At 36.4% G+C, this 21,086-nt stretch carries 13 protein-coding genes and 1 pseudogene; 9 read left to right on the top strand and 5 right to left on the bottom strand.

Going from position 1 to position 21,086, the window contains the following annotated elements; genetic code table 11:
• Positions 1-84: 84 nt before the first annotated feature.
• From AC2CGN_RS21790 to AC2CGN_RS21780, 3 genes and pseudogenes are all read left to right on the top strand, one after another.
• On the top strand, positions 85-1,164 hold the full coding sequence (locus tag AC2CGN_RS21790) for a FecCD family ABC transporter permease (protein WP_286927238.1): 1,080 nt from the start codon (positions 85-87) through the stop codon (positions 1,162-1,164).
• 4 nt (positions 1,165-1,168) lie between these two features.
• Entirely contained in the window at positions 1,169-1,930 is a 762-nt protein-coding gene (locus tag AC2CGN_RS21785; RefSeq protein WP_484516187.1) for an ABC transporter ATP-binding protein, read from the top strand.
• An 11-nt stretch (positions 1,931-1,941) separates the two neighbouring features.
• A pseudogene (locus AC2CGN_RS21780) lies at positions 1,942-2,951 on the top strand (ABC transporter substrate-binding protein).
• Positions 2,952-3,027: 76 nt separating this feature from the next.
• Here the strand turns inward: AC2CGN_RS21780 and AC2CGN_RS21775 are convergent.
• From AC2CGN_RS21775 to AC2CGN_RS21765, 3 genes are all read right to left on the bottom strand, one after another.
• Complete coding sequence (locus tag AC2CGN_RS21775; protein ID WP_429983218.1) at positions 3,028-3,684, bottom strand: 4'-phosphopantetheinyl transferase family protein; 657 nt, start codon at positions 3,682-3,684, stop codon at positions 3,028-3,030.
• Positions 3,681-6,845 carry a non-ribosomal peptide synthetase family protein gene (locus tag AC2CGN_RS21770; RefSeq protein WP_484516186.1) on the bottom strand — a complete coding sequence of 1,055 codons (3,165 nt, stop codon included), beginning with the start codon at positions 6,843-6,845 and terminating at the stop codon, positions 3,681-3,683. Before AC2CGN_RS21770 ends, AC2CGN_RS21775 begins: the two co-directional genes overlap by 4 nt.
• Before the next feature lie 140 nt (positions 6,846-6,985).
• Complete coding sequence (locus AC2CGN_RS21765) at positions 6,986-8,734, bottom strand: methyl-accepting chemotaxis protein (RefSeq protein WP_484516184.1); 1,749 nt, start codon at positions 8,732-8,734, stop codon at positions 6,986-6,988.
• Between the two features lie 923 nt (positions 8,735-9,657).
• Here AC2CGN_RS21765 and AC2CGN_RS21760 point away from each other — a divergent pair.
• Entirely contained in the window at positions 9,658-10,995 is a 1,338-nt protein-coding gene (locus AC2CGN_RS21760; RefSeq protein ID WP_484516182.1) for an AAA family ATPase, read from the top strand.
• Positions 10,988-11,719, top strand: a complete 732-nt coding sequence (locus AC2CGN_RS21755; RefSeq protein WP_429983214.1) for a hypothetical protein — start codon at positions 10,988-10,990, stop codon at positions 11,717-11,719. Before AC2CGN_RS21760 ends, AC2CGN_RS21755 begins: the two co-directional genes overlap by 8 nt.
• 63 nt (positions 11,720-11,782) lie before the next feature.
• Here the strand turns inward: AC2CGN_RS21755 and AC2CGN_RS21750 are convergent, their stop codons facing one another.
• Both AC2CGN_RS21750 and AC2CGN_RS21745 read right to left on the bottom strand, forming a co-directional pair.
• A complete protein-coding gene (locus AC2CGN_RS21750; RefSeq protein WP_484516180.1) occupies positions 11,783-16,873 on the bottom strand; it encodes a DUF5724 domain-containing protein in 5,091 nt (1,696 codons plus the stop codon).
• 11 nt (positions 16,874-16,884) lie between these two features.
• Positions 16,885-17,304, bottom strand: a complete 420-nt coding sequence (locus AC2CGN_RS21745) for a hypothetical protein (RefSeq protein ID WP_429986214.1) — start codon at positions 17,302-17,304, stop codon at positions 16,885-16,887.
• A gap of 155 nt (positions 17,305-17,459) precedes the next feature.
• Here AC2CGN_RS21745 and AC2CGN_RS21740 point away from each other — a divergent pair, with 155 nt between their 5' ends.
• From AC2CGN_RS21740 to AC2CGN_RS21725, 4 genes are all read left to right on the top strand, one after another.
• Positions 17,460-17,969: an RNA polymerase sigma factor gene (locus AC2CGN_RS21740; protein WP_484516178.1), complete on the top strand. Its 510-nt coding sequence runs from the start codon at positions 17,460-17,462 to the stop codon at positions 17,967-17,969.
• The gene (locus tag AC2CGN_RS21735) at positions 17,969-18,523 is read left to right on the top strand and encodes a hypothetical protein (RefSeq protein ID WP_484516176.1); all 555 of its coding nucleotides are present in this window, start codon (positions 17,969-17,971) and stop codon (positions 18,521-18,523) included. The genes AC2CGN_RS21740 and AC2CGN_RS21735 overlap by 1 nt, the downstream gene beginning before the upstream one ends.
• Positions 18,523-19,065 (top strand): hypothetical protein, encoded by a 543-nt coding sequence (locus tag AC2CGN_RS21730; protein WP_429986212.1) that lies wholly within the window; start codon positions 18,523-18,525, stop codon positions 19,063-19,065. Before AC2CGN_RS21735 ends, AC2CGN_RS21730 begins: the two co-directional genes overlap by 1 nt.
• Before the next feature lie 686 nt (positions 19,066-19,751).
• Positions 19,752-21,041, top strand: coding sequence for a LysM peptidoglycan-binding domain-containing protein (locus AC2CGN_RS21725; protein ID WP_484516204.1), 1,290 nt, complete (start codon positions 19,752-19,754; stop codon positions 21,039-21,041).
• Positions 21,042-21,086 lie beyond the last annotated feature (45 nt).

Here is a 21,086-nt window from a genome sequence, read left to right as displayed (position 1 = left end):
TTTCGATAGATTATCACTTAGAATACATATTGATAATGATAATCGTTATCATTAAAGAGAAATGTTATAAATAGAGGTGAAATCTTGGATAAACAGGATGCTAAGAGAATAGGCATAGGTAACATGTATTATGTCACGATCTTACTTATCATTGGTGCAATTTTATTATCTGCCGTGTTATCTGTATCAATAGGGCAGGTTAGTATTCCATTCAGGCAATCTATGGATATCCTTTTACATACGATTACCAATGGAAAGTTAGGGTCACTTGATCATATTCAAAATCAATCATATTTAAATATTATTTTGCAGGTAAGAATGCCTCGCGTGGTATTTGCCTTATTGATTGGTATTGGGCTTGCCTTATGTGGAGTAGTAATGCAGGCGATTGTACAAAATCCACTTGCTGATCCATATATTCTGGGTATTTCCTCTGGTGCCACATTGGGTGCAACCTTCGCCATTCTAATTGGCTTTGGTGGTAGTGCGTTCTTAGCTCAGTTTGGTGTAGCTTTTGGTGCTTTTGCAGGGGCAATGTTGACATCGATGGCTGTTCTTCTTTTATCAAGTATTGGTGGTAAAGCAACCTCCATTAAACTCGTATTATCAGGAGTTGTGATAGGGGCTTTATGTAGCTCATTCTCAAGCCTTATGATATTTTTTGCTAAAAATACGGATGCCATTAAAGCTGTTACATTTTGGTCCATGGGGAGTCTAGCCACTGCTAGCTGGGACAAGACACCAATCTTAGCAGTTGTTGTTGTAATAGGGGCAGCGTTATTTCTTTTCCAACACCGCATATTAAATACAATGCTATTAGGTGACGAATCAGCTATTACATTAGGAATCAATTTAAGTATTTATCGAAAGTTATATATGATTCTTACTTCTTTAATAGCAGGAACTATGGTTGCCTATGCGGGAATGATTGGCTTCGTTGGTTTAATTATTCCTCATATTACAAGGGGTATTTTTGGTGCAGATCATAAACGCTTAATGTTGGGGACGTTACTGTTAGGTGGATTATTTATGATCTGGGCAGATATTTTATCTAGAACCTTAATTCAAAATGTTGAATTACCTATAGGAATTATTACCTCTGTCATTGGATCACCATTATTTATCTACATGATTGTAAAAAAAGGTTACAACTTCGGAGGGTAGAACAATGGAATTAATTGCTAAGGAAATGGAAGTTAAGATAGGCAAAAAAGAAATTGTTAAAAACGTTTCTATTCATGTAAAAAAGCAACAATTTGTGGGCTTAATCGGACCAAATGGATGCGGAAAGTCAACTTTACTGAAAAGTATCTATAAAAGCATTTCACCACAAAAGGGAATGGTCTTTTTAGATGATTTAGATGTTTTAAAAAGTCCAGAGAAAAAGATTTCTCAGCACTTAGGTGTAGTAGGGCAATTTAATGAAATGCATTTTGATTTAACTGTGCATCAGATGGTGCTATTAGGCAGAACTCCGCATAAGAAAATGTTAGAGTCAGACACGAAGCATGATTATGGAATTGTTGAGGAAGCGCTGAAACGTACAAATTTGCAAGGTTATAAGGATCGCAGTTATCTATCATTATCAGGTGGGGAAAAGCAAAGGGTTATTTTAGCAAGAACGATTGCACAGCAACCTAAATTTATGATATTAGATGAACCGACCAATCATTTAGATATCCGCTATCAAATTGAAATTTTATCCTGTGTGAAGGAATTAAATATAGGCGTTCTTGCAGCTCTTCATGATTTAGAGATGGCAGCACATTATTGTGATTATCTTTACGCAGTGAAAGATGGCGAAATTTATGCGCATGGCACACCAGAGGAAGTTTTAACACCTGATACAATAGAAGCTTTATATCAAATAAAGTGCCAGACATTTACTAATCCGGTGACTAATGGATTAAGCTTTGCATATGGATTTTAGGAGGAGTATAAATGAAGAAGAGTTTATTAATAGGAATGAGCTTAGCAGCTATGTTACTGTTAACAGCTTGCAGTGGCACAGTAAAAAATACATCTGAGGAATCAGAAGCGAAGGATCATTATCCACTAACCATAGAAAACTATACAAAGGCTGAAGGTGGATCAACTTGGGAAAAGAAAGTACAAAAATTCGATAAAGCACCTGAAAGAATTATGGCTAACACACGCCCAGCAGCAGAACTATTATTACACTTAGGCTTAGGGGACAAAATTGTTGGAGTTGGTGCAAACTTTGGTGCACCTGATACATCTGTGGAGAAAGATTATGAAAAGTTAAATATTTTAAGCGATGGATATGTTGGCAAAGAGGTTACATTAGGAACTGATCCAGATTTAGTTTTTGGACGGGGTGGATTATTTGATAATGCTGAATGGGGTGTAGGTACTGTAGATTCTCTTAATGATATGGGCGTTAAAACATATGTTTTAGAATCTTCTATAACAGGTGGAACCTATGAATCAATCTACAAAGATATAGAGAATGTTGGGGAAATTTTTAATGTTCAAGACAAAGCGGCTAGCTTTATTAAGGAATTAAAAGATAGACAAAAGACTATCTCTACTAATTTAGAGAGCATTAAAGAGCACAAAACATTTGCTTATTTGCATACGAATGATCCAAAAGATCTTTTCGTATGGTCAGCACATGGTGAATCATTCTTTAACGATGCATTTAATATGATTAAACTAGATAATATCTTTAAGGAAGAAACAGGTGATATTAGCATCGAGACTTTAATTGCTACAAATCCAGATGTTTTAATTCTACCAAACTGGGATGGATCAGATCTTACAAAAGTACGTGAGGAAATTTATGCCAATCCTAAACTTTCAAGCATGAAGGCTATTCAAAATAAACAAATTTATATTGTAGATTATAATTACATGTTCGGCTATGGCTATAATACAATTGACGGTATGGAAGCTTTAGCAAAAGAAATGTATCAGATTTATTTAAATAAGTGAAGGGGCAAGAAGATTAATCCCCAATTTTTAAAGGAATAGCCGCTAGAAAATTTCTAGCGGCTATTCCTATTTTTAATGAATCAGTAATTGGTTTCTATTTAATATTATGATTGATAAATGTGTAAGCATACTATCCCAACAAATAGAAACGGGATGCTGCTTATCAAGATAGATTAACCGAGTAGTAAGGTTGTTATTTATAGAACTTGTATCTATCAAAGGAGGCGAGGAATTCAAAAATAGACCTGTTTTAAAGATGGCTTCCTTTAATGTCCATAGCTCGTAAAAGGCTTGTAATCGATTGGGATTGGCTTCTGAATTAAATATAGCTAATTCAGCCTGTGTCATTGCAGAAAATATGACCTCTTCACTCAAAGGTGTTATTTCTTCTACATCAATTCCGACGCAACCCTTTGTAGTTAGTGCCACGACTATCCACTTTCCTGAATGTGATAGATTTATATCGCCTTTCCAATTATCATTTATTATATATGGACGTCCATTAGCATCTCTTTTCATTTGAATTGGGTAATTGCCGAGGACCTTTTGAAGCGCCCATTGAATAAGTGTGCTTCCTAATAAGGCTCTTTGCCTGTCCTGCCAATGCTTATAATGTAAAATTCTATGTTGCTCTGCCTGTGATAGCGGATGGAAAAGCGTATCCCATTCTGCTTGTACCAGTTGTTGGCCAAGAGGTAACGCAAATAAGTATACTTTGTGAATCTTCATATGATTTTTATAGACTCTGGCTCAGGGAAGTACTCCATTTTTATGCCATAATGAATCATCTTGCGAATAAAGGCTGCATTGGGCACTGCACATGAAATTCCTGTATGTGCTAAAAATGCTTGTGTTTTTTCGCAATTAAAGATAAATGGTGAATCACTTGCTCCATCACCTTCTAGCTGTGCAATGGCTAATGATAAAAACGCCTGTGCTTCCTCTGTATGCTCGTTATATAAAAGCCAATTCGTATATTCCTGAGCAGTCATAGTTTCAAGCTCATAGCCAAGCTCCTTAATCACGTCAATAAAGTCTAGATAACGTAGCGGAGCAGGGTTACATAAATGGAATACATGTCCGTTTGAAGTAGGCTGACTTGCGAGAGCCACTAGCGCTTGGCTTGCATAATTAATTGGCGTAAAATCAACGTGCCAATGAGCAATAGGAGTCTTACCTAAATAAAGCATAGATTTAATCATACGATAAAAAGCATTGTCATCGATATTGCGTTGGAATTTACCAGTTTCAGAATGACAGGTTAAATTCCCAACACGATAGATGGATATAGGAATATCAAGCTTGCTGGCCTGACGTACAAGATTCTCAGCCTCTAGCTTACTTTGCGTATAAACATTGTTGAGCTGATAGTCATAATTAAAATTACCTTGTACTTCATTGGGTCCCCAATTATTTGCGGCAAGCTCCTCTGGAATCCCCATTGTTGAAACATAATGGAAATGAATACCTTTTTTGCGTTTAGCTAGTTCCAGCAAATATTTAGTACCCCCAACGTTAACATCATTAAATTGTTCCGCTGCACCAAAATGTCTTACGTCTGCTCCGCAATGAATAATTGCATCAATTTGATTAATAATGGCATTCTCATCTTTGTTAGATAAACCCAGCCTTTGATGTCCTAAATTTCCTTGTATCATTGTCACTCGATCTTTCAAACGTGTAGTGATACTATCTCCGAAATAAAATTGCATAGTATCATTAAGCTTTTCTTCAAGGGATATACGTGCATTAGGTCTAATGAGACAGTAAACCTGGACATTTGTTGTCATTAGCAGCTCGTATAATACATGACTTCCTAAAAAGCCAGTTGCGCCAGTTAGTAAAACAGTGTTCATCGGCAATGGTTTTACTAGTTTTGAAACTGGTAGGGAGTTCGGCTCCTTTAATTCCTTTAATAGGGCAGTAGAAGTCATCTTAGGATTTTTGTGATTCTCAGACTGATAGTTACGAATGTAATAATCAAGCTCTGCAATAGTTTGATATTGGAAGAAGTCCTGTATTTTTAAGAAGGGAATATGCCTCTTCACTTGTACAAGAATCTCTAAAACTTTCAACGAATGTCCACCGATGTGGAAAAAGTTATCATGAATGCCGACTTGTCTTACACCAAGAACGTACTCCCATGCCTTAGCTAGCAATTTCTGTCTATCATTTTCTGGGGCTACATATTTGCTATTTAGAGATGTAGTTTCTTCTATCTCCAGTAATTGCTTCCGGTCAATTTTACCTGTTGGAGACAGAGGCATTTCTGGTAATTCAAAGAATCGCTCAGGAACCATATATTCTGGTAAATTATTTGATAAATACTCTCTAATGGTCATTTGTTCTATTTGCATGCCGCCTGACACAGTATAATAGGCTAATAAACTATTATTTCCATCAGCCTTTTTCTTCGCTACAATGATTGCCTCTTGTATGCTAGGGAAATTACTCAATACAGCTTCAATTTCCCCAAGCTCAATACGAAATCCTCTAACTTTAATTTGGGAATCTTTCCGTCCAATAAATTCAATGATACCACTTGGCAATAAACGAACTAAATCGCCTGTTCGATACATCAATTCCTCGGTTTTGAATAGATGTGGAACAAAAACCTCGGCTGTTTTTTCAGGCTGGTGTAAATAACCTGCTGCTAAACCAATGCCTGCAATACATAATTCACCTGTGACATTGATTGGACAAAGCTGATTATTGCCATTAACAATATACATTTCATAGTTGGCAATCGGTCTGCCAATTGGCATACTCCCCTGATTATCTGTTATCGTATCTTTTATCCTGTAGTAGGAGGATAGCACTGTGCATTCAGTTGGTCCATAAACATTAATAATTTCAGTACTTTTACCGAATTTCTCTTGCCATCTTTGTACAACAGCAGGCATTAGTGCTTCACCGCCGACTGATAAATATTTAAGAGTCGATAATTTTTCTTGATATTCTATAGGTAGATATGTGGCAAGCTGTGTAAAGAAAGCATTTGGTACTGTTGCGGTAGTAATCTTTTCCCGTGCAATCATATTAGCAAACGCTTCGATGGATAGACGTTCAATACTTGTGAGCATATGTAGTCTTGCACCTGAAAAAAAAGCCGTAAATGTTTCTGTGACTGAAGGGTCAAAACTGTAGGAGATAAACTGAGAATAGACGTCATCTTTAGTGGATTGGTAAATTCTCTGATTATCTGTTATTAAGTTAATAACAGCCTCATGTTTGAGCATGACACCTTTTGGTTTACCTGTGGATCCAGATGTATAAATAATATAGGCTAAATCGGATGGGTGTAGATCGATGTGGATATTTTCTTTTGTAAAACTATCCTTCTGATTGACGGTCAACACCATCCGAGGTTGTTCATCATTATGTATGAGTTGTTTCAGTAAGTTTATATGTTCATCTTTCGTCAATACAAATGGGGCACTAGTGTCGTTCAAAAGGTATTGGCAACGTTCTCGTGGATAGCTTGGATCAATAGGAACATAGGCACCACCTGCTTTTAGTACACCTAGAAGACTAATAATTGTTTCCTTACTACGCTCCATTATAATAGCTACAAAATCTCCCTTTTGCAGGCCTTTGTCTATTAACATATGAGCAATTTGATTAGATTGTTCATTTAGTTGACGATAGGTCATCGTACCATGTTCGAAGGATAGTGCAATCTTATCAGCAAACTGGTGTGCAACCTGATAAAAGACTTCAGGTATTGTGATATTTGTATCGTAATCGGCTTTCGTTTGATTTAATGCTTGGTATGCTAGCAAATCCTGTTCATTTAACAGTTCTGTACACTGAGAGACTGGCAGTTGCTGCTCAAATAGTTGTGTTTGATGATGTGATAAATAAATATTAAAATCTCGTGAATTATTCAATCATAACAACTCCTATTATCAAAGAGGGGGATCAATAGGCAGAATATTAAAAATAGATTTTAGTAATTACTCCCGCAGATTTTCATAAATCTGCGGGATATTGAGAACCTGCTTCTGCTTATAGAAAGACTCTTTTCATTTTATTTCACGATAAATGTGTTAACAACATTTAATAATTCGCTGGACAAATCAGTTAGTACTTGTGCTTCTTCAGAAACTCTTTGTACGGTATTCAGTTGAGAAGAGGAAGTTTCAGCGACTGCTCGTGTATTATCTCTTGAACTCACAGAGAAATCTTCCATATCCTTTACAGCGGAGGTTACTTCCTCCATGCCGGCTGCCATTTCTTCTATTGTTGCGGATAGTTCCTGTATTTGTCCAGTAACATGGTGGATTGAAGTTAAAATATGACTAAATGACTTCTCAGAATCATTGATCATGACTAAACCATTATCCACTTCCTCCACAGCAAGCATCATCACATTTACAGATGTATTTGTATCATGCTGAATATGTGAGATAAGTGTGGAGATTTCGCGAGCGGATGCCTCAGATTGCTCAGCAAGCTTGCGTACTTCGTCAGCTACAACAGCAAAACCACTTCCAGCTTCGCCAGCTCGTGCTGCTTCTATGGCTGCATTCAAGGCCAGTAAATTTGTTTGGGAGGCGATACCGGTAATAATACCAACGATTTCTTCAATCTTACCTGAATGTTCGCCAAGCATTTTTACAGATGCTGCTGATTGATTCACAGCTTTACTAATCGCATTCATTTGGGCCACAGATTTATTTGTTGAGTCATTTCCTTTTTCAGCTTCCTCAGATGCTTGAATGGAGGATTCTGATATTTGGTTAGAAGTCATGGCAATTCGTTGAATACCTATGCTCATTTCCTCAATGGTAATCGAGCTTTCTTTTGCTTTTTGGACTTGTAAATCAGCGCCTCCGGCAATCTCTTGCATCGATGAAGCTACACTATTGTATGAATCTGTTGCTTCTTGCATATTTGTAGATAATACATTGGCAGTGTTCGAAACACGTGCTGAAACATTTGTAGTGCTTTTAATAACTGCTTTCAAATTTTCAATCATGGAATTAAAGTTTTCTGTAAGAAGGCCCACTTCGTCTGTTGATATCACAGGTAAGGGCTCTAGCTCTAAATTACCATCTGCCACTTTTTTAGATTGTAGGGAGAGATGTTGAATCGGTGTTAATTTTCTTTTTAAAACTGTATAAACAGCAATGGATGAACCAATTAAGAAAATTATTGTCACTAAAAGAATCCATGATACCTCTGTCATCGCCTTAGCCGTTACCATTGAAACATCATAGTCAATTGCATATGCGGCTAAAATTGCTCCGTTTTCATCCAAAATTGGTGTAAGGCCTGTTTTATAGCTACCATACTCATCTGAATAGATGCTCGTAGCGGTCGCTTCTTTTGTTTCAAAGACTTCTTTAATTCTTGCTAAAAAGTCATCTGATAAGCCCATAGCTATCATATCTTGGTTATACTCTGCCCCAAAATCCAGTACGCTCGAAGATAGAACCGGCGCGTTTATATTTTTTCCGTCAACTGTTATAAGGAATAGATTTGTGATAATATCCGAATGATCGTTTATATCGTCCATTTCTTTTGTTAAACGAAGAACATCTGGATTGCTAGCATTAGGCTCCTTGATAACAGATTGCAATGTTTTTAGGTCTATTGACTTTGCTAAGATCATTCCTTTATCGAAAAGAGATTGATTCATATCTTTTAAATTACTATTCTTTACTATATAATAGGAAAGACCTAGATTGACTAATCCGAATAGTAGTAAAATACTTATTACAATAGTTGTTAATTTTCTACTGATGGACATGTTCTGTTTCTTACTTTTTTTCATGTTCTTCCTCCTATAATTATATACAAAACATATTTTAAGTAAAAAAATAGACATTCACAGCTGAGATGGTCAAAAGTAAATAGTAGAGAACATTACATTTGGCAGTCCTGATGTAATTTTCGTGGAAGATATGTATACCTTTTTATTAAAATATTTATGAATGGAAAATAATCCAAACATCCCCTGACATTAAACAACTATACTGCCAAAAAAAATGATTCACAACCCAAAAAACTTACTATTTCGACTTATGATCTTTAAAATAAAATTTTGAAAACCGGTATAATAGTACAAGAATAACTATTTCATGTTGATATTTTTATAAAAATTTATTAATTTTTAAATATTTAATTATAAGAAGTGACATTCATGAAGTTGTTTTTAGGAATTAAATTGTAGGTGAAAAACATCTTTTATTTTTCAAATTGGGTCTTTTAAATTACAAATATTATTATGATAGAAATAGGTGAAGCATATAGCCTATTTTTATAAAACGCTTTCCATTAGTTTAAAACGAACTAGTAGAAAGCATTTTTATTTGATCCTAAGTTCCCTAAAATGCCAGACACTATTCCTGGTAAGTTCTGGAAATTATGGCGTTGTTTGCTATGATGTAGCTGAGGAGGGGATAGAGAGCTGTCCCTTATTTGATTGACCTCTACTGTCAGTTTTTCCTTCTGATTCAAAAATCTGTTATTGCCTTGATTAGTGCTAATAGAGAGAGTACCCAAATTTTTTTATACCAGAATAAAATTGTTGATTAAAATCGTCGTGAGTAACATATGTCAATAAAAACACACCTTTTTTTATTTTTATGCCTATATTCAAAATTCCTCTAGTTCTTAGACGAGTGTGCTTAAAATTGAAATTGTTATAAAATATACTGATTTTCATTATAATAAGAAAAAAAGGGTGTTTGCATAATGGCAATTATCAAGATTAAGAAAATAATATTGCATAATTTACGAAATGTTCGTCATGGTGAGATTTCCATTGCAGTAAATTTCGAGTCATTTTTACAGGCCAATGTTGTAGGCTTATATGGACAGAATGGTTCAGGTAAAACAACGATTGTCGATGCCTTCAGTATATTGAAGGCACTAATTTCAGGCTGGATAGCAGAAGTGAAATTACCTGTACAAGAAAAATGCTTAGTGATGGCAGGAGAGGGTAAGGCTAGCATAGATTTTGAGTTTCTTGTGGAAAATCAGTTTGGTACATTTTTTGTCAATTATTATGTAGAGCTACAAGAGGATGAGTATCGACTATACACAGTACTTGAACGACTTACGTACCGAGAAAATGACAAGGGTAAACGTACGAAGATATTAATGGCTGTTACAGATGATGATGTGCAGATACGTAATGCTAAACTGACTGATTTGAATGAAAAAGCACGTATTCAATTGCTAGTTGTACAGCAATTAGCTAGAAGACAATATATGTCATTTATTTTCCATAAAGATTTAAAGCCTCTATTACAAGAACAGCTTTCGGAGCTGGAGATGGAGCTTCTTCAAAATATAGCGATTGATTTTACTCAAGATTTTCATGTTGTAAATAATCAAAATATCGCACCATTGTTTGAGGAGCGAATCATGCCCTTTAGTATCCATTTAGAGAGAACTAGAGGTTTAATACCATATGATTTAAAGGGACCAGCAGTATTGCCAGAAGAGACCTTCTATGTGTTATGTGAGGTTGTCGAACAAAGTAATCAAGTATTGTCAGCAATTATCCCCGGTCTGACCATAAAAATTAATGTTATTACGAAACAGATGATGGATAGTGGGGCAAAAGGGGTTCGTTTTGAATTTTTATCCAAGCGGGGAAAACGTGAATTACCGCTTCGTACGGAGTCAGAGGGGATATTAAAAATTATTTCTGTCCTTAGCTTGCTTATTGCGGTATACAACAATCCTAATGCATGTGTCGTTATTGATGAATTAGATTCTGGTGTTTTTGAATATTTGTTAGGTGAGTTGTTAACAGTGATAGATGAGGATGGAAAAGGTCAACTTATCTTTACATCTCATAATTTACGTGTGTTAGAGGTGCTAGCCATTAAAAATTTATGGTTTACAACAACAAATGAAGATCACCGCTATATGCAGCTAAAAGGAATAAAGGAAGTAAATAATGCTAGGGATGTCTACCTACGTGCTATCCAGCTTGGTGGTCAGGATGAGGAAGTTTATAAGGAAACAAAATCATTTAAAATGAAGCGTGCATTTAGAAAAGCAGGTGTGCAGCATGACTAAAAAAATTCTTCTCATTATTGTTGAGGGACAGACAGAGCAGATTATCTTAGAGGATTATTTAGATGAATATTTTGCAAATTCGATGATTCGCTTTGACGTTCAGCGTGAGGATATTTTGACAAAATGGGATGCCAATAAGCGTATCCCAAATATTAAAAATAGTGTTGTTAAAGTAATCCAGAGCTATTTAAATAAATATAAATTTCTAGCAAAGGATTTAACGGCAATTGTTCATATTACAGATGCAGATGGCTGCTTTATTGCACCAGAATTTGTTAAGGTGAAGGAGGATATCGAGCAAAATTTGTTTTATACGGAGGATGCAATCTTAGTGAATTCGGATAAACGCAAAGAGCAAATTGAGCAACGTAATGAAATGAAAGCGAATAATGCTAGGATCTTAGTGGCGAATGACCACTTCAGCATTAACCGTTTAAAAGTACCCTATCAATTATTTTATTTTTCTACAAACTTAGAACATGTACTATGGAATGAGCGCAATGAAATTCCAACAGAAAAAGTGCATAAGGCAGATAATTTTATGGAAAATCTCACTGATACTATTGAGGAGTATTTAAGCGAATTTCTACCAGTTAGTCAAGAGCTCCCATATAGAGAAAAAATGAAAAAAAGCTGGGCATTTTTAATGGATGACTGTCATTCATTGCAAAGAGGAACCAATGTCCCGTTGTTATTTGAAATGATTAAATCTGATGTACAATAAAAGTGCCCTCCAATGTTCAAGGAGGGCACTTTATAATGCTACCAGCTATTTTATGTGCACAAGTTAACGTTGTTGTTCATAGCTACGGATATGCCCTAAAATGGCAGGATCCTTAATTTTAGTATCTTCACTTAGTAGTAATAGCTTCGACATGATTTCGGCTGTACGAGGATCATCATCCACCATTGGTAGGAAAATGCGTCCACGGTGCTGCGCTTGTACAGCGATTATTGGAATCATTGATCCCCCCATTTGATGAACAACACCACTACCTAAATGTAGTGAATAGCTAGCAAGTTTACCTTCAATAAGAGCATGTTGTTTTTTCACTTCTACGTTTGTAAGTTTTAATAGCTTTGTTAATTCTTCCACAATCACACTACGCATTTCAACAGTAGAATGACTTGCCTCAGGATCTACACCACCAACATGCGCAACACTAACAACGAGATCAATATCTCGCATAATCTCAGAGAAAATTGCTGCAGGTATATCATCTAAGATTATGCTTTTGCCAGTTAAACGATTATAGAAATAAACACCCTCAATTGCAGGCGCTTCAATTTCTGCTGGGGTAAACCAATCTGCCTGTGCATATAACGAGGCCACAATATTTTCCTTATAATACACTTTGCGAGGTCCTTCATCATAACTAATTTGCCAGCCTCTTGTTTTTAAGAGGGCTACCGTCTGAGATGGATTTACTTGATGTCCTGCATAGCGCAATGATCTTTTTTGCCCTTTTTCATCTTCATTTATCACATATAGCTCACGGAGCACTTGCTTAAACGGTTGCTTTATTTTGTGCTCAAACATATAAGCCTGCCATTGACGCCATTGACCACTATTCAGTAGGTGATATGGATGGGCAATTTTTAATGTTGCCGTTGGTGTAAGTGAAATGATGTCACCTGATAGTAGCCTTAAGCCCTCTGCAGTGAGCATTCCTATATACACGTCGCTTTTAAAGACGAGCTTTTGTAGAAGAGGAGCTAGGATTGGATGCTTTAATAAATTGATGAGCTCTTCAGCATGGAAGACTGTTTCTAACTCCATTGCCTGTTCAAGCGCTGGCCGTGCTCGTTTATATTGCTCCTTCAACTCTTTTCGTGCCTCTTGTAATGCGATGACTTGTGTATTTTTCTTCAATGCTGTTGGGATATTTTTAAGACGTTTTCCATCCTTTGTCACGATTATTTCCACATCAGCATCATCTTCAATCTGCAAATGAGCCGTAATATGCTCGATTTGCTGTGCTTCAAATAAATGTTTCATTTCATGAAAAGCGGATAGCTCCATTCGCCATGTAAATCTTGTTGTTTCTCCATCACCAGCATTGCGTGCTAGATTTTCAAGTGCAATACTTGCTGCTCGTGCTTCGCTTGCGCGACGCTGGGCTCCGAATTGCTTGCTTTCCTTTAAAAATTGTTGAATAAACTGATAGCGTATTAGAGCGTCCTTTTCATCTGATTTTTTTAATGGGATCAGACCAAGTGCACGAAGCTTGTCTTTATTACGTTTATCTTGTATTTCTTTCATTAATGGCTTTGGACTGAGTTTTCCAATTGCAGTATCGGCATAAAGCTGTGCTCGACGATGATTTGCTCCTTCTGATGCGTATTTTGCAGCATCATAGACAAGTTTGAAATTTTTTGCACCAATTGTTTGATAGGCACTTTGGAACCAACCTAAATCAAATGCACCATCTCGGAAATCGTCGGAAGTGATGCTTGAGAAGAGGGCAATTTGATCTTTAGCAAAATCTGATAAGTAGTCAGTTGTATGGGCGATAAAGTACCATGCAGATTCTTTTAAGCCTTCCCAACCAATTACTTCACTGACTAGATCGATCCAATGCTGGTTATACATCATTGCTTCAATTAATCGCTCTTTTGAAATATTTGTTTTTTCCCATGCATCTTTTAACTGCTGTGCGGATTCCTCTTTTTTTGGATAGCAGTTTGCGAGAAGACGTGAGAAAACATCCTTTTTCGTTTCTGCCTGCCAAATATAGCCTCGAGCAAGCTTTTCTCCATCAAGTGCCTGTAAAATTTTAAAGAAATAATCAATACCTTCTATATAGGATATACTGCTTGCTAGCTTCGTTACGGCAGTAGGAATATCCCCGCGCTTAAGCTCGATTTCTAAAATTCGCTTGATTGCCTGCTCACGTATAGCAAGAAGAGTCGATAAATCTTCAAATGACTTTTGATACTTTTCGATTAATTTATTTGGTGCTATCAATACATCAGAGGCTAATGTATTCGTGAAAATGGCCTCAAATAAATGATCCTGTGTGAATAAGCCTGCCTGAAGGGCATCTAAATATTGGAATAAGCTTAAATTATATACACTTGGGCTATACTGTTCCTTTTGCATGCGCTTTGTTAATTCTTCGTTAATAGCGAGCATTTTGACATATTCGCCATAAGTCGTATAGCCTGAGAAGCATCTATCAACAAAGGCATCGATTACATCTAAATCTACTATAGTGGAAGTCGAACGATAATAATAATACCCCTTATCTCTTACTTCGAGCTTCCACTTTTCAGGTGGTATTTGAGATAACAGCTGAAGCATTATACCAATTGCTTGCTCGAAAGCACTGAATCCTTGTGCATGTTGTTCTAAAAGTTCGACTGCTTGTTTATGAAGCTCCTGCTCCCCAGACAAATTGTCTAAATCCTGTGAAAGCACGGTAAAAATTCGATCCAGTGTTTGCTCATGCTTTAACGCATTGAACTTAGCAATATATTCTTTAATTTGTGCATAGTTAAGGATTGGAGCGATAAGAGCGTGTGCTGCTTCGCTAATTTCGTGGACAGCAGGGTATTGAGACAGATTACTATAAAAGTTGAAATAAGCTAAATCCTCTGTGCTGAATTTTTCTTCTTTTATCCACTGTATGATTTCCTCAGGTATTGGATGGACATCAAGACTAGCGTTTTTACTATTCTCTTTTTTGGAGGCTATAACATTATAGTCTTGTCCTAAGGTTGTTGTCATTAGAGTATCATTCCACTGGTATGTCTCATACTCATAATGAGCATGAACATCAATTAATTGAATTAGCCGCTCAAGCTTTGCTAAAAGTTTATGAACATCATAGTCAAAAAATTTCTCAAGTGGCATTTGTGCCTGCAAATAAATTGGAATTAGCTGCTTCCATGCCTCTTCACCGTCCACCTTGATATCCATATTAGAAATGTTTTGGTATTGAATAGGCGGGTGTGGTGTATATAAGCCAAAGCCATTTTCCTCGTTATATTCTGGAATATCGCTTGTTAACAATTGATCTAAAAGCACTTGTTCTGTTGCAGTAACTTTTGGTAGCGTCTTGCATAAAGCTGTAATTTGTTCATTTGATAAGTGATATTCTTTTGAGGCTTCTAATAACAACTCAAGTCCACCAAGTCGTTTTAATTGCTTCTTGTCTTGTATAAGTCGCTCGGCACTTTGCAATATTTTCTCTTGTGATTGTAGCTTTAAGAGAGAAATAGCCTCTTTACGAAGTGAGCCGGATTTATTTGCTAAAAGATCCTCGACTTTTAAAATTTCATGATCAGTAGGTGTTAATAGCTGTATCTTTTTGAGCGCGAGGGACCGATTAATAGAGCTTCGGTCTCGTAAAGAGCTAAATAGAAAATCGCGCTTTCCTTGTGTAGAATTATCAAGGCAATAAATATTAAGAAGTCCAATTCTGCTAGTAGGTGAGTAGGCATCTGCATTCTCAATAATACGTTGAAATAATTCTTCATCTTGTAAGTGATGGGCCAAAATAATTTGTGTTGAAATAATGTCCTCTAAAGATATGTGCGCATATACGAAGGCTAGGGGTTTTCCTGCAATTGTTAGACCATCCTTGGAAACCTCACTCTTTGCCCATTCGAGCTGATTAAATAACGGATATTCAATGTTTTGAAGCTGTGTATTTTCTTGCATGTACGTTTGTAAATCTTTAACCCAATCGTTATCCCAAGCATATTCACTGTTAATATAGTTATTTACATGGATGAAATTTCCCCAAGCAAAAGTAAAAAGCTCAATATCCTTTGTTGTTAGAATAATATCTTTGACATATTGTGCAGTAAAGGAAGTTTTCCCTAAATTTTTTAAGAACGCAAGTGTTGTAAGCTGGACATGCTTTTGGCGTCCTAGCAACTCTGGTAAAACTATATCAAGTTGCGTGTAATCTTTTGTAGAAATTGCCCAGAGTGCCACATAAATATCTATTGTTCGCTCGCTTTGCAGTAATTCTTTAGTGAAATTGTCGTTTTCAATAGCTTGAATCGCTAATGACAAGACTTCCTCTGTAATCTTTTGATTTTCAAAGCTATTATAGCCAAGTCCCATCCAAGTATCGACAGCACGAATAACTGAGGAGAAGCGAGTTAGCTGGTGCTCTTGAATAAGCTTCATGATTGTAAGCTGTGCATCTAAGGTACCATGATCGATATTCTCAACAATAGCTTGACGTAGCCCTTCTTGCCTCGCTGCCGCAACTAATAGCTTTCCAAGTGCTTCATGCAGACGACTATTGGTTGATTTAAAAATCCCTCGTATTAGTGGATAGCCAAAAAAGCTACTTTGATGTTCATCAAATAGGATATTTTCAATAGCTTCCTCAATAGCTGGGTTTTGTAATGATAGCTCTTCTGCAAGTAATTGCTCAAAAACATTAAATGGCATAACCTTTATATTCTCTTGCTTCATCACATAGGAGCTATAGTTAGGGTATGTACCATGCTCATATTGACTGTGATTCGTCAATAATTCCTGTAAATTGATTTCTTCAAATGTTAGCATTTCTTCAATTAATTGCAGACATTGAAAAAGGTGATCCTGTACTGGTTGAGCAGAACGAAACGATCTACGCAAAATACCAGTCTGAAACATTGTTGTATCATAACGTAATGCCAGCTTCTTAATATTTTGTGCTCGTTCCTGTGAAGAAAAGAGTGTTAGTACATCAACTAATGGACCTGTAAATAGCTCCTCGAGTGTTGTGATTTTCAAATCAGCAATTTGCTGCTCAATATTGTAATCACGTGTATCCATATATTGAAGCAATGCTGTAGCTATTGGTTGAATAGCCGATGGTGCGGTATCAATTTTACTTTGAAATTGTAGTTTTTGTTCATGAGAAAGTGTCATGGGATTCCTCCTTACCAAATTCGTCCTGCTAGCATCGTTAATTTTATAAAAGTAAAAACGTCATCTTCTTGAATTGTTAGTGGTGTTGTAAGTGAATTCAATTGCTCCTCATTTTGGACTACTAAAAATAGCTCATCTTCAAAAGCTTGAATCACTGTCGATTTAGCCTGTTCTAAAGACTGGACAGTGGCATTTTTTTTCTCACCAAAATGTATCTTGCCATGATGTACAGCATCCTCTAATAGCTCCTCAGTTAAATATATATGAAGCGGTGTATCCAACGCCTTTTCGTTAAAATTCTGAACCTCCTGTGTGACGAGCTGTAGTAGTAAGTCTTTCAAGGTATGGACTGGCTCTTTAATTGTAAATGCAATCTTTTGAAGTTTACGCGATTTTTTTCCAATTGTTTTTTGCTGGTAAAATAAACGCAAACTAACACCTCCTTACAGTAATTTCATTATACAGGAGAGTAAATCATGAAAAGAATAAGGCATTTTACGCTAGTTATATAAAAATAAGTGGGAAAAGTGTAACAAATAATTTGTTGTAACGACTTATTTCTGAGTGTAGAAAGTGGGGTGAGGCTTTGCATAAGGACATAACAAATATAGAACATTTGTACGATTGTTATCATCGAGATGTGTATCATTTTGCGCTTTATTATACAAATAGTAGGGAAGAGGCGGAGGATATTACGCAGGAGACATTTTTCAAAGTGATGAAGCAGTTAGATAAATTAAAGGATATGGATAAAGTAAAAACTTGGATTTTGTCAATTGCACGAAATACAGCAGTAGATATACATAGAAGGGAAAAAGTAAAGAGACTTTTAATAGAAAAGCTAAGCTGGCAGCCTGTATTGAAAGAAGTTTCAAAGCCTCTGGAAATGATAGAGAAAAATGAGCAATGGCAAAAGGTACAAGAGGCATTAATGACATTAAAATCACATGATCGAACAATCATTATTTGCAGAATGCTAAAAGACTACACGATTCAGGAAACCGCCGAGATTTTGGGCATTTCAGAAGTGAAGGTACGTGTTGATTTTCATCGGGCAATGACAAGGCTTCGAAAAAAAGTAGGGAGGGACAATTGATGGAAGAACGTGATTATGAGTTATTTGACGCACTAAAAAAACGTCCTGATAAAGATCCAAATATAGATTTCTCAAAGCAACTGCGTCAGAGCCTTGAAAAAACTCCTATAAAGAAGATAAAACGATTTTCTATAGCGACAATATTAACCATTCCAGTGACGCTAGCTGTTCTACTATTTGTATTCATAATTGGTACAGGGCAATCAATCAACCTGAAAAACGCAGCACTATTAACCATCAATCAGGAGAAAAATCTTACGAATATATTATGTGTTTTCCTAATGCTTGCCCTCTTGTTATTTATACTGTTCGTTTATTATAAGGGGCTTACAAAAGGAAGACTTGTCTATTTAACGTTTTCACTGTCCTTTTTAGCATGGGTCGGAAATCTACTATATGCAGAGAATCAAAATATTGAAGAACCAAGCTATAGCGAATTCTATGATGATAACGAAATGATTGGATCATTTACGAATATGCAAGAACGTTTAGATGAGATTCTAAAGGAACAGGATAACTACCTCGTGAAAGCAATTGAAGGAGATGTAAAATAATGAAAAAGCCCTACGAATATATAGTGAATGGTGTGTCTTTTGTTTTTATGGATTCAAGTTTTTTCGGATTACCAGATATATTTCCAGATTTTATTGGTTATCTATCTTTTATATATGGTATTCATCTACTGCCCTCCTTGCATAATTTTAAGCGTTGGTCAAAAAACTTCGCAATTATTTTGGCAGTCTTGTCATTCTTTGTGGAGCTAGATCAATGGCTAGGTTATAAGATACTGGGGGACATTGGAATACAGCTTATGCAATTTTTATTTATCATTTTTATGTATTGTGTTTTTCAATTATTATTACACATTCATTATAATAAGCCACTTGAAGCTAAAACATTTAAAACCTATCAGACATATATAGCTTTGATGCTATGCGGCTTCGTTATACAAGCATTTTCAATGAATGTTGAAGAAAGTATGCGAGAGAATGTTCATTTTATAGGTTCCGTGCTACAGTTGGTTGCTTATTTCTTCTTTGTATTCTATTTTCGAGCGTGTCATAAATATTATAAATACAGCATGCCTTCACAGTAATCGGTGAAGGACTTTTTTTACTTTTTTCAGCAAATTTTTTTTGTATCGAAAGCATAGCGTCAGCAGCAGATACAGAAGTCTCTCATCTCTATACGTGGTGAGATGAATGTGAATTTAAGCTTCTTTTCAGCGGGTGTCCAAACATCCACTGGAATAGAGGAACTCAGCCTAAGAACGCCACGTCTTGTGGCAATTTATCTGTGCAGTACGACAGCAGTAAGAAGGCTTTATTTTTAGTTATAAAGTATTTTTATGCACAAAATGTAGGTTGACAGCTATAGAATTGTACTACTATTCTATCCATTTAATGATGGTGAGTAATATGCTTTTACTTTACTATTGAAGGAAGAAAATATTTAAAGTTCTACACTATTGTAGATTGGAGTGTAAGGCTACTCGACTCCCGTGGGATAGCGAGACAGACGAGACCCTGCACGGAGCGTCAGCGCAGGAAGCGGCTCGTCGCTCGCCCACAGGAAAGCGAGTAGCCTGGAACGGAAATCACCTCCATTTTGACTAAATATTCATAAAGAGTCCCTTGACCATTTAGTTTTTCAACACTATAGAGCAATTATGCCAAGGCATAATTGATAGAAACCTGTTTCGAAAGAGCGATGGCATCTTTTCCTACCTTATTTCATAAGCTTTATAGGTATGATTTCATGACGCTTGAAGGAGGCAATGTCATTCAAATACATGTTGTACGAGCTGGGGAGTCTTTATGGAGGATTGCACAGGCGTATGGGACAACGGTTCAAAGTATAGTAGATGCCAATCAAATTCCAGAGCCAAATCGACTAGTCGTAGGGCAAGCTCTTGTTATTCCGATTATCGGAAGCTTTTATTATGTGCAGCCAGGAGACAGTTTATGGTCCATTGGTCAGCGCTTCGGTATTAATTATGCAACACTTGCACAGGTCAACAATATGAATCCAAACCAGCCGCTATCTGTTGGGGTGCGACTATATATTCCATCTCCACCTAAAACAAGAGCTGAAACTTTGGCATATTTGGAGCCGAGAGGGACATCTGTTAGCGAGCCATTATTGAGTCAGGCTAGAGAAGCAGGACCATTTTTAACGTATCTTGCTTTATTTAGCTATGAAGCAAGGCGAGATGGGACACTTAAAAAACCACCAAGTCAGGGTGTGACGCAAATTGCTAATGAGACAGGAGCCTCTTTAGCAATGGTTATCTCAAATTTAGAGAATTTTAGCTTTAGCGGTGATTTAGCTCGAGATATTTTTCAAAGTACAGCTGTACAGGATTTGCTTTTCGATAATATTCTAGAAGAGGCAAGGCGTTTAGGGAGCATTAAAGATATCCATTTTGATTTTGAAAATTTACCAGGGGATCAACGTGAGGCGTATAACAATTTTTTAAGAAGAGCTGTAAATAGATTCCATCCACAAGGGTACACAGTATCCACAGCACTTGCACCAAAAACGAGTGCAAGTGAGCGTGGTCCCTGGACAGAGGCACATGATTATAGGGCACATGGAGAAATAGTGGATTTTGTGATGTTAATGACCTATGAATGGGGATATTCTGCCGGTCCTCCTATGGCAGTATCTCCACTTCCTGAGGTAGAGGCAGTTGTGAAATATGCTATTAGTGAAATTCCTAGAAATAAAATTATTCTAGGACAAAATTTATATGGCTATGACTGGACACTGCCTTTTGTACAAGGAGGTCCCATTGCTGAAGCAGTTAGTCCACAAAGAGCTATTGAAATTGCTAAAAAATATAATGCAGCTATTCAATATGATAGGAGAGCCCAAGCACCTTTCTTTGAATATTATGATGAACAGGGCAGGGCGCATGTTGTTTGGTTTGAAGATGCAAGATCCATTCAAGCCAAATTCGATTTAATAAAGCGATATAAACTTCGAGGAGTGGGTTATTGGAAGCTAGGTTTACCATTCCCACAAAATTGGTTATTAATAGGCTCCAATTTCGATGTGGTGAAAAAATAACTATTCTATTTTCTTTTAAGCGGTAATATTCTGTAAATAACGTTT

The sequence above is a fragment of the Lysinibacillus sp. DFXJR4 genome (assembly GCF_057196045.1).
The sequence above is the reverse complement of the archived record's forward strand: the minus strand, read 5'-3'. Positions and strand labels throughout refer to the sequence as shown.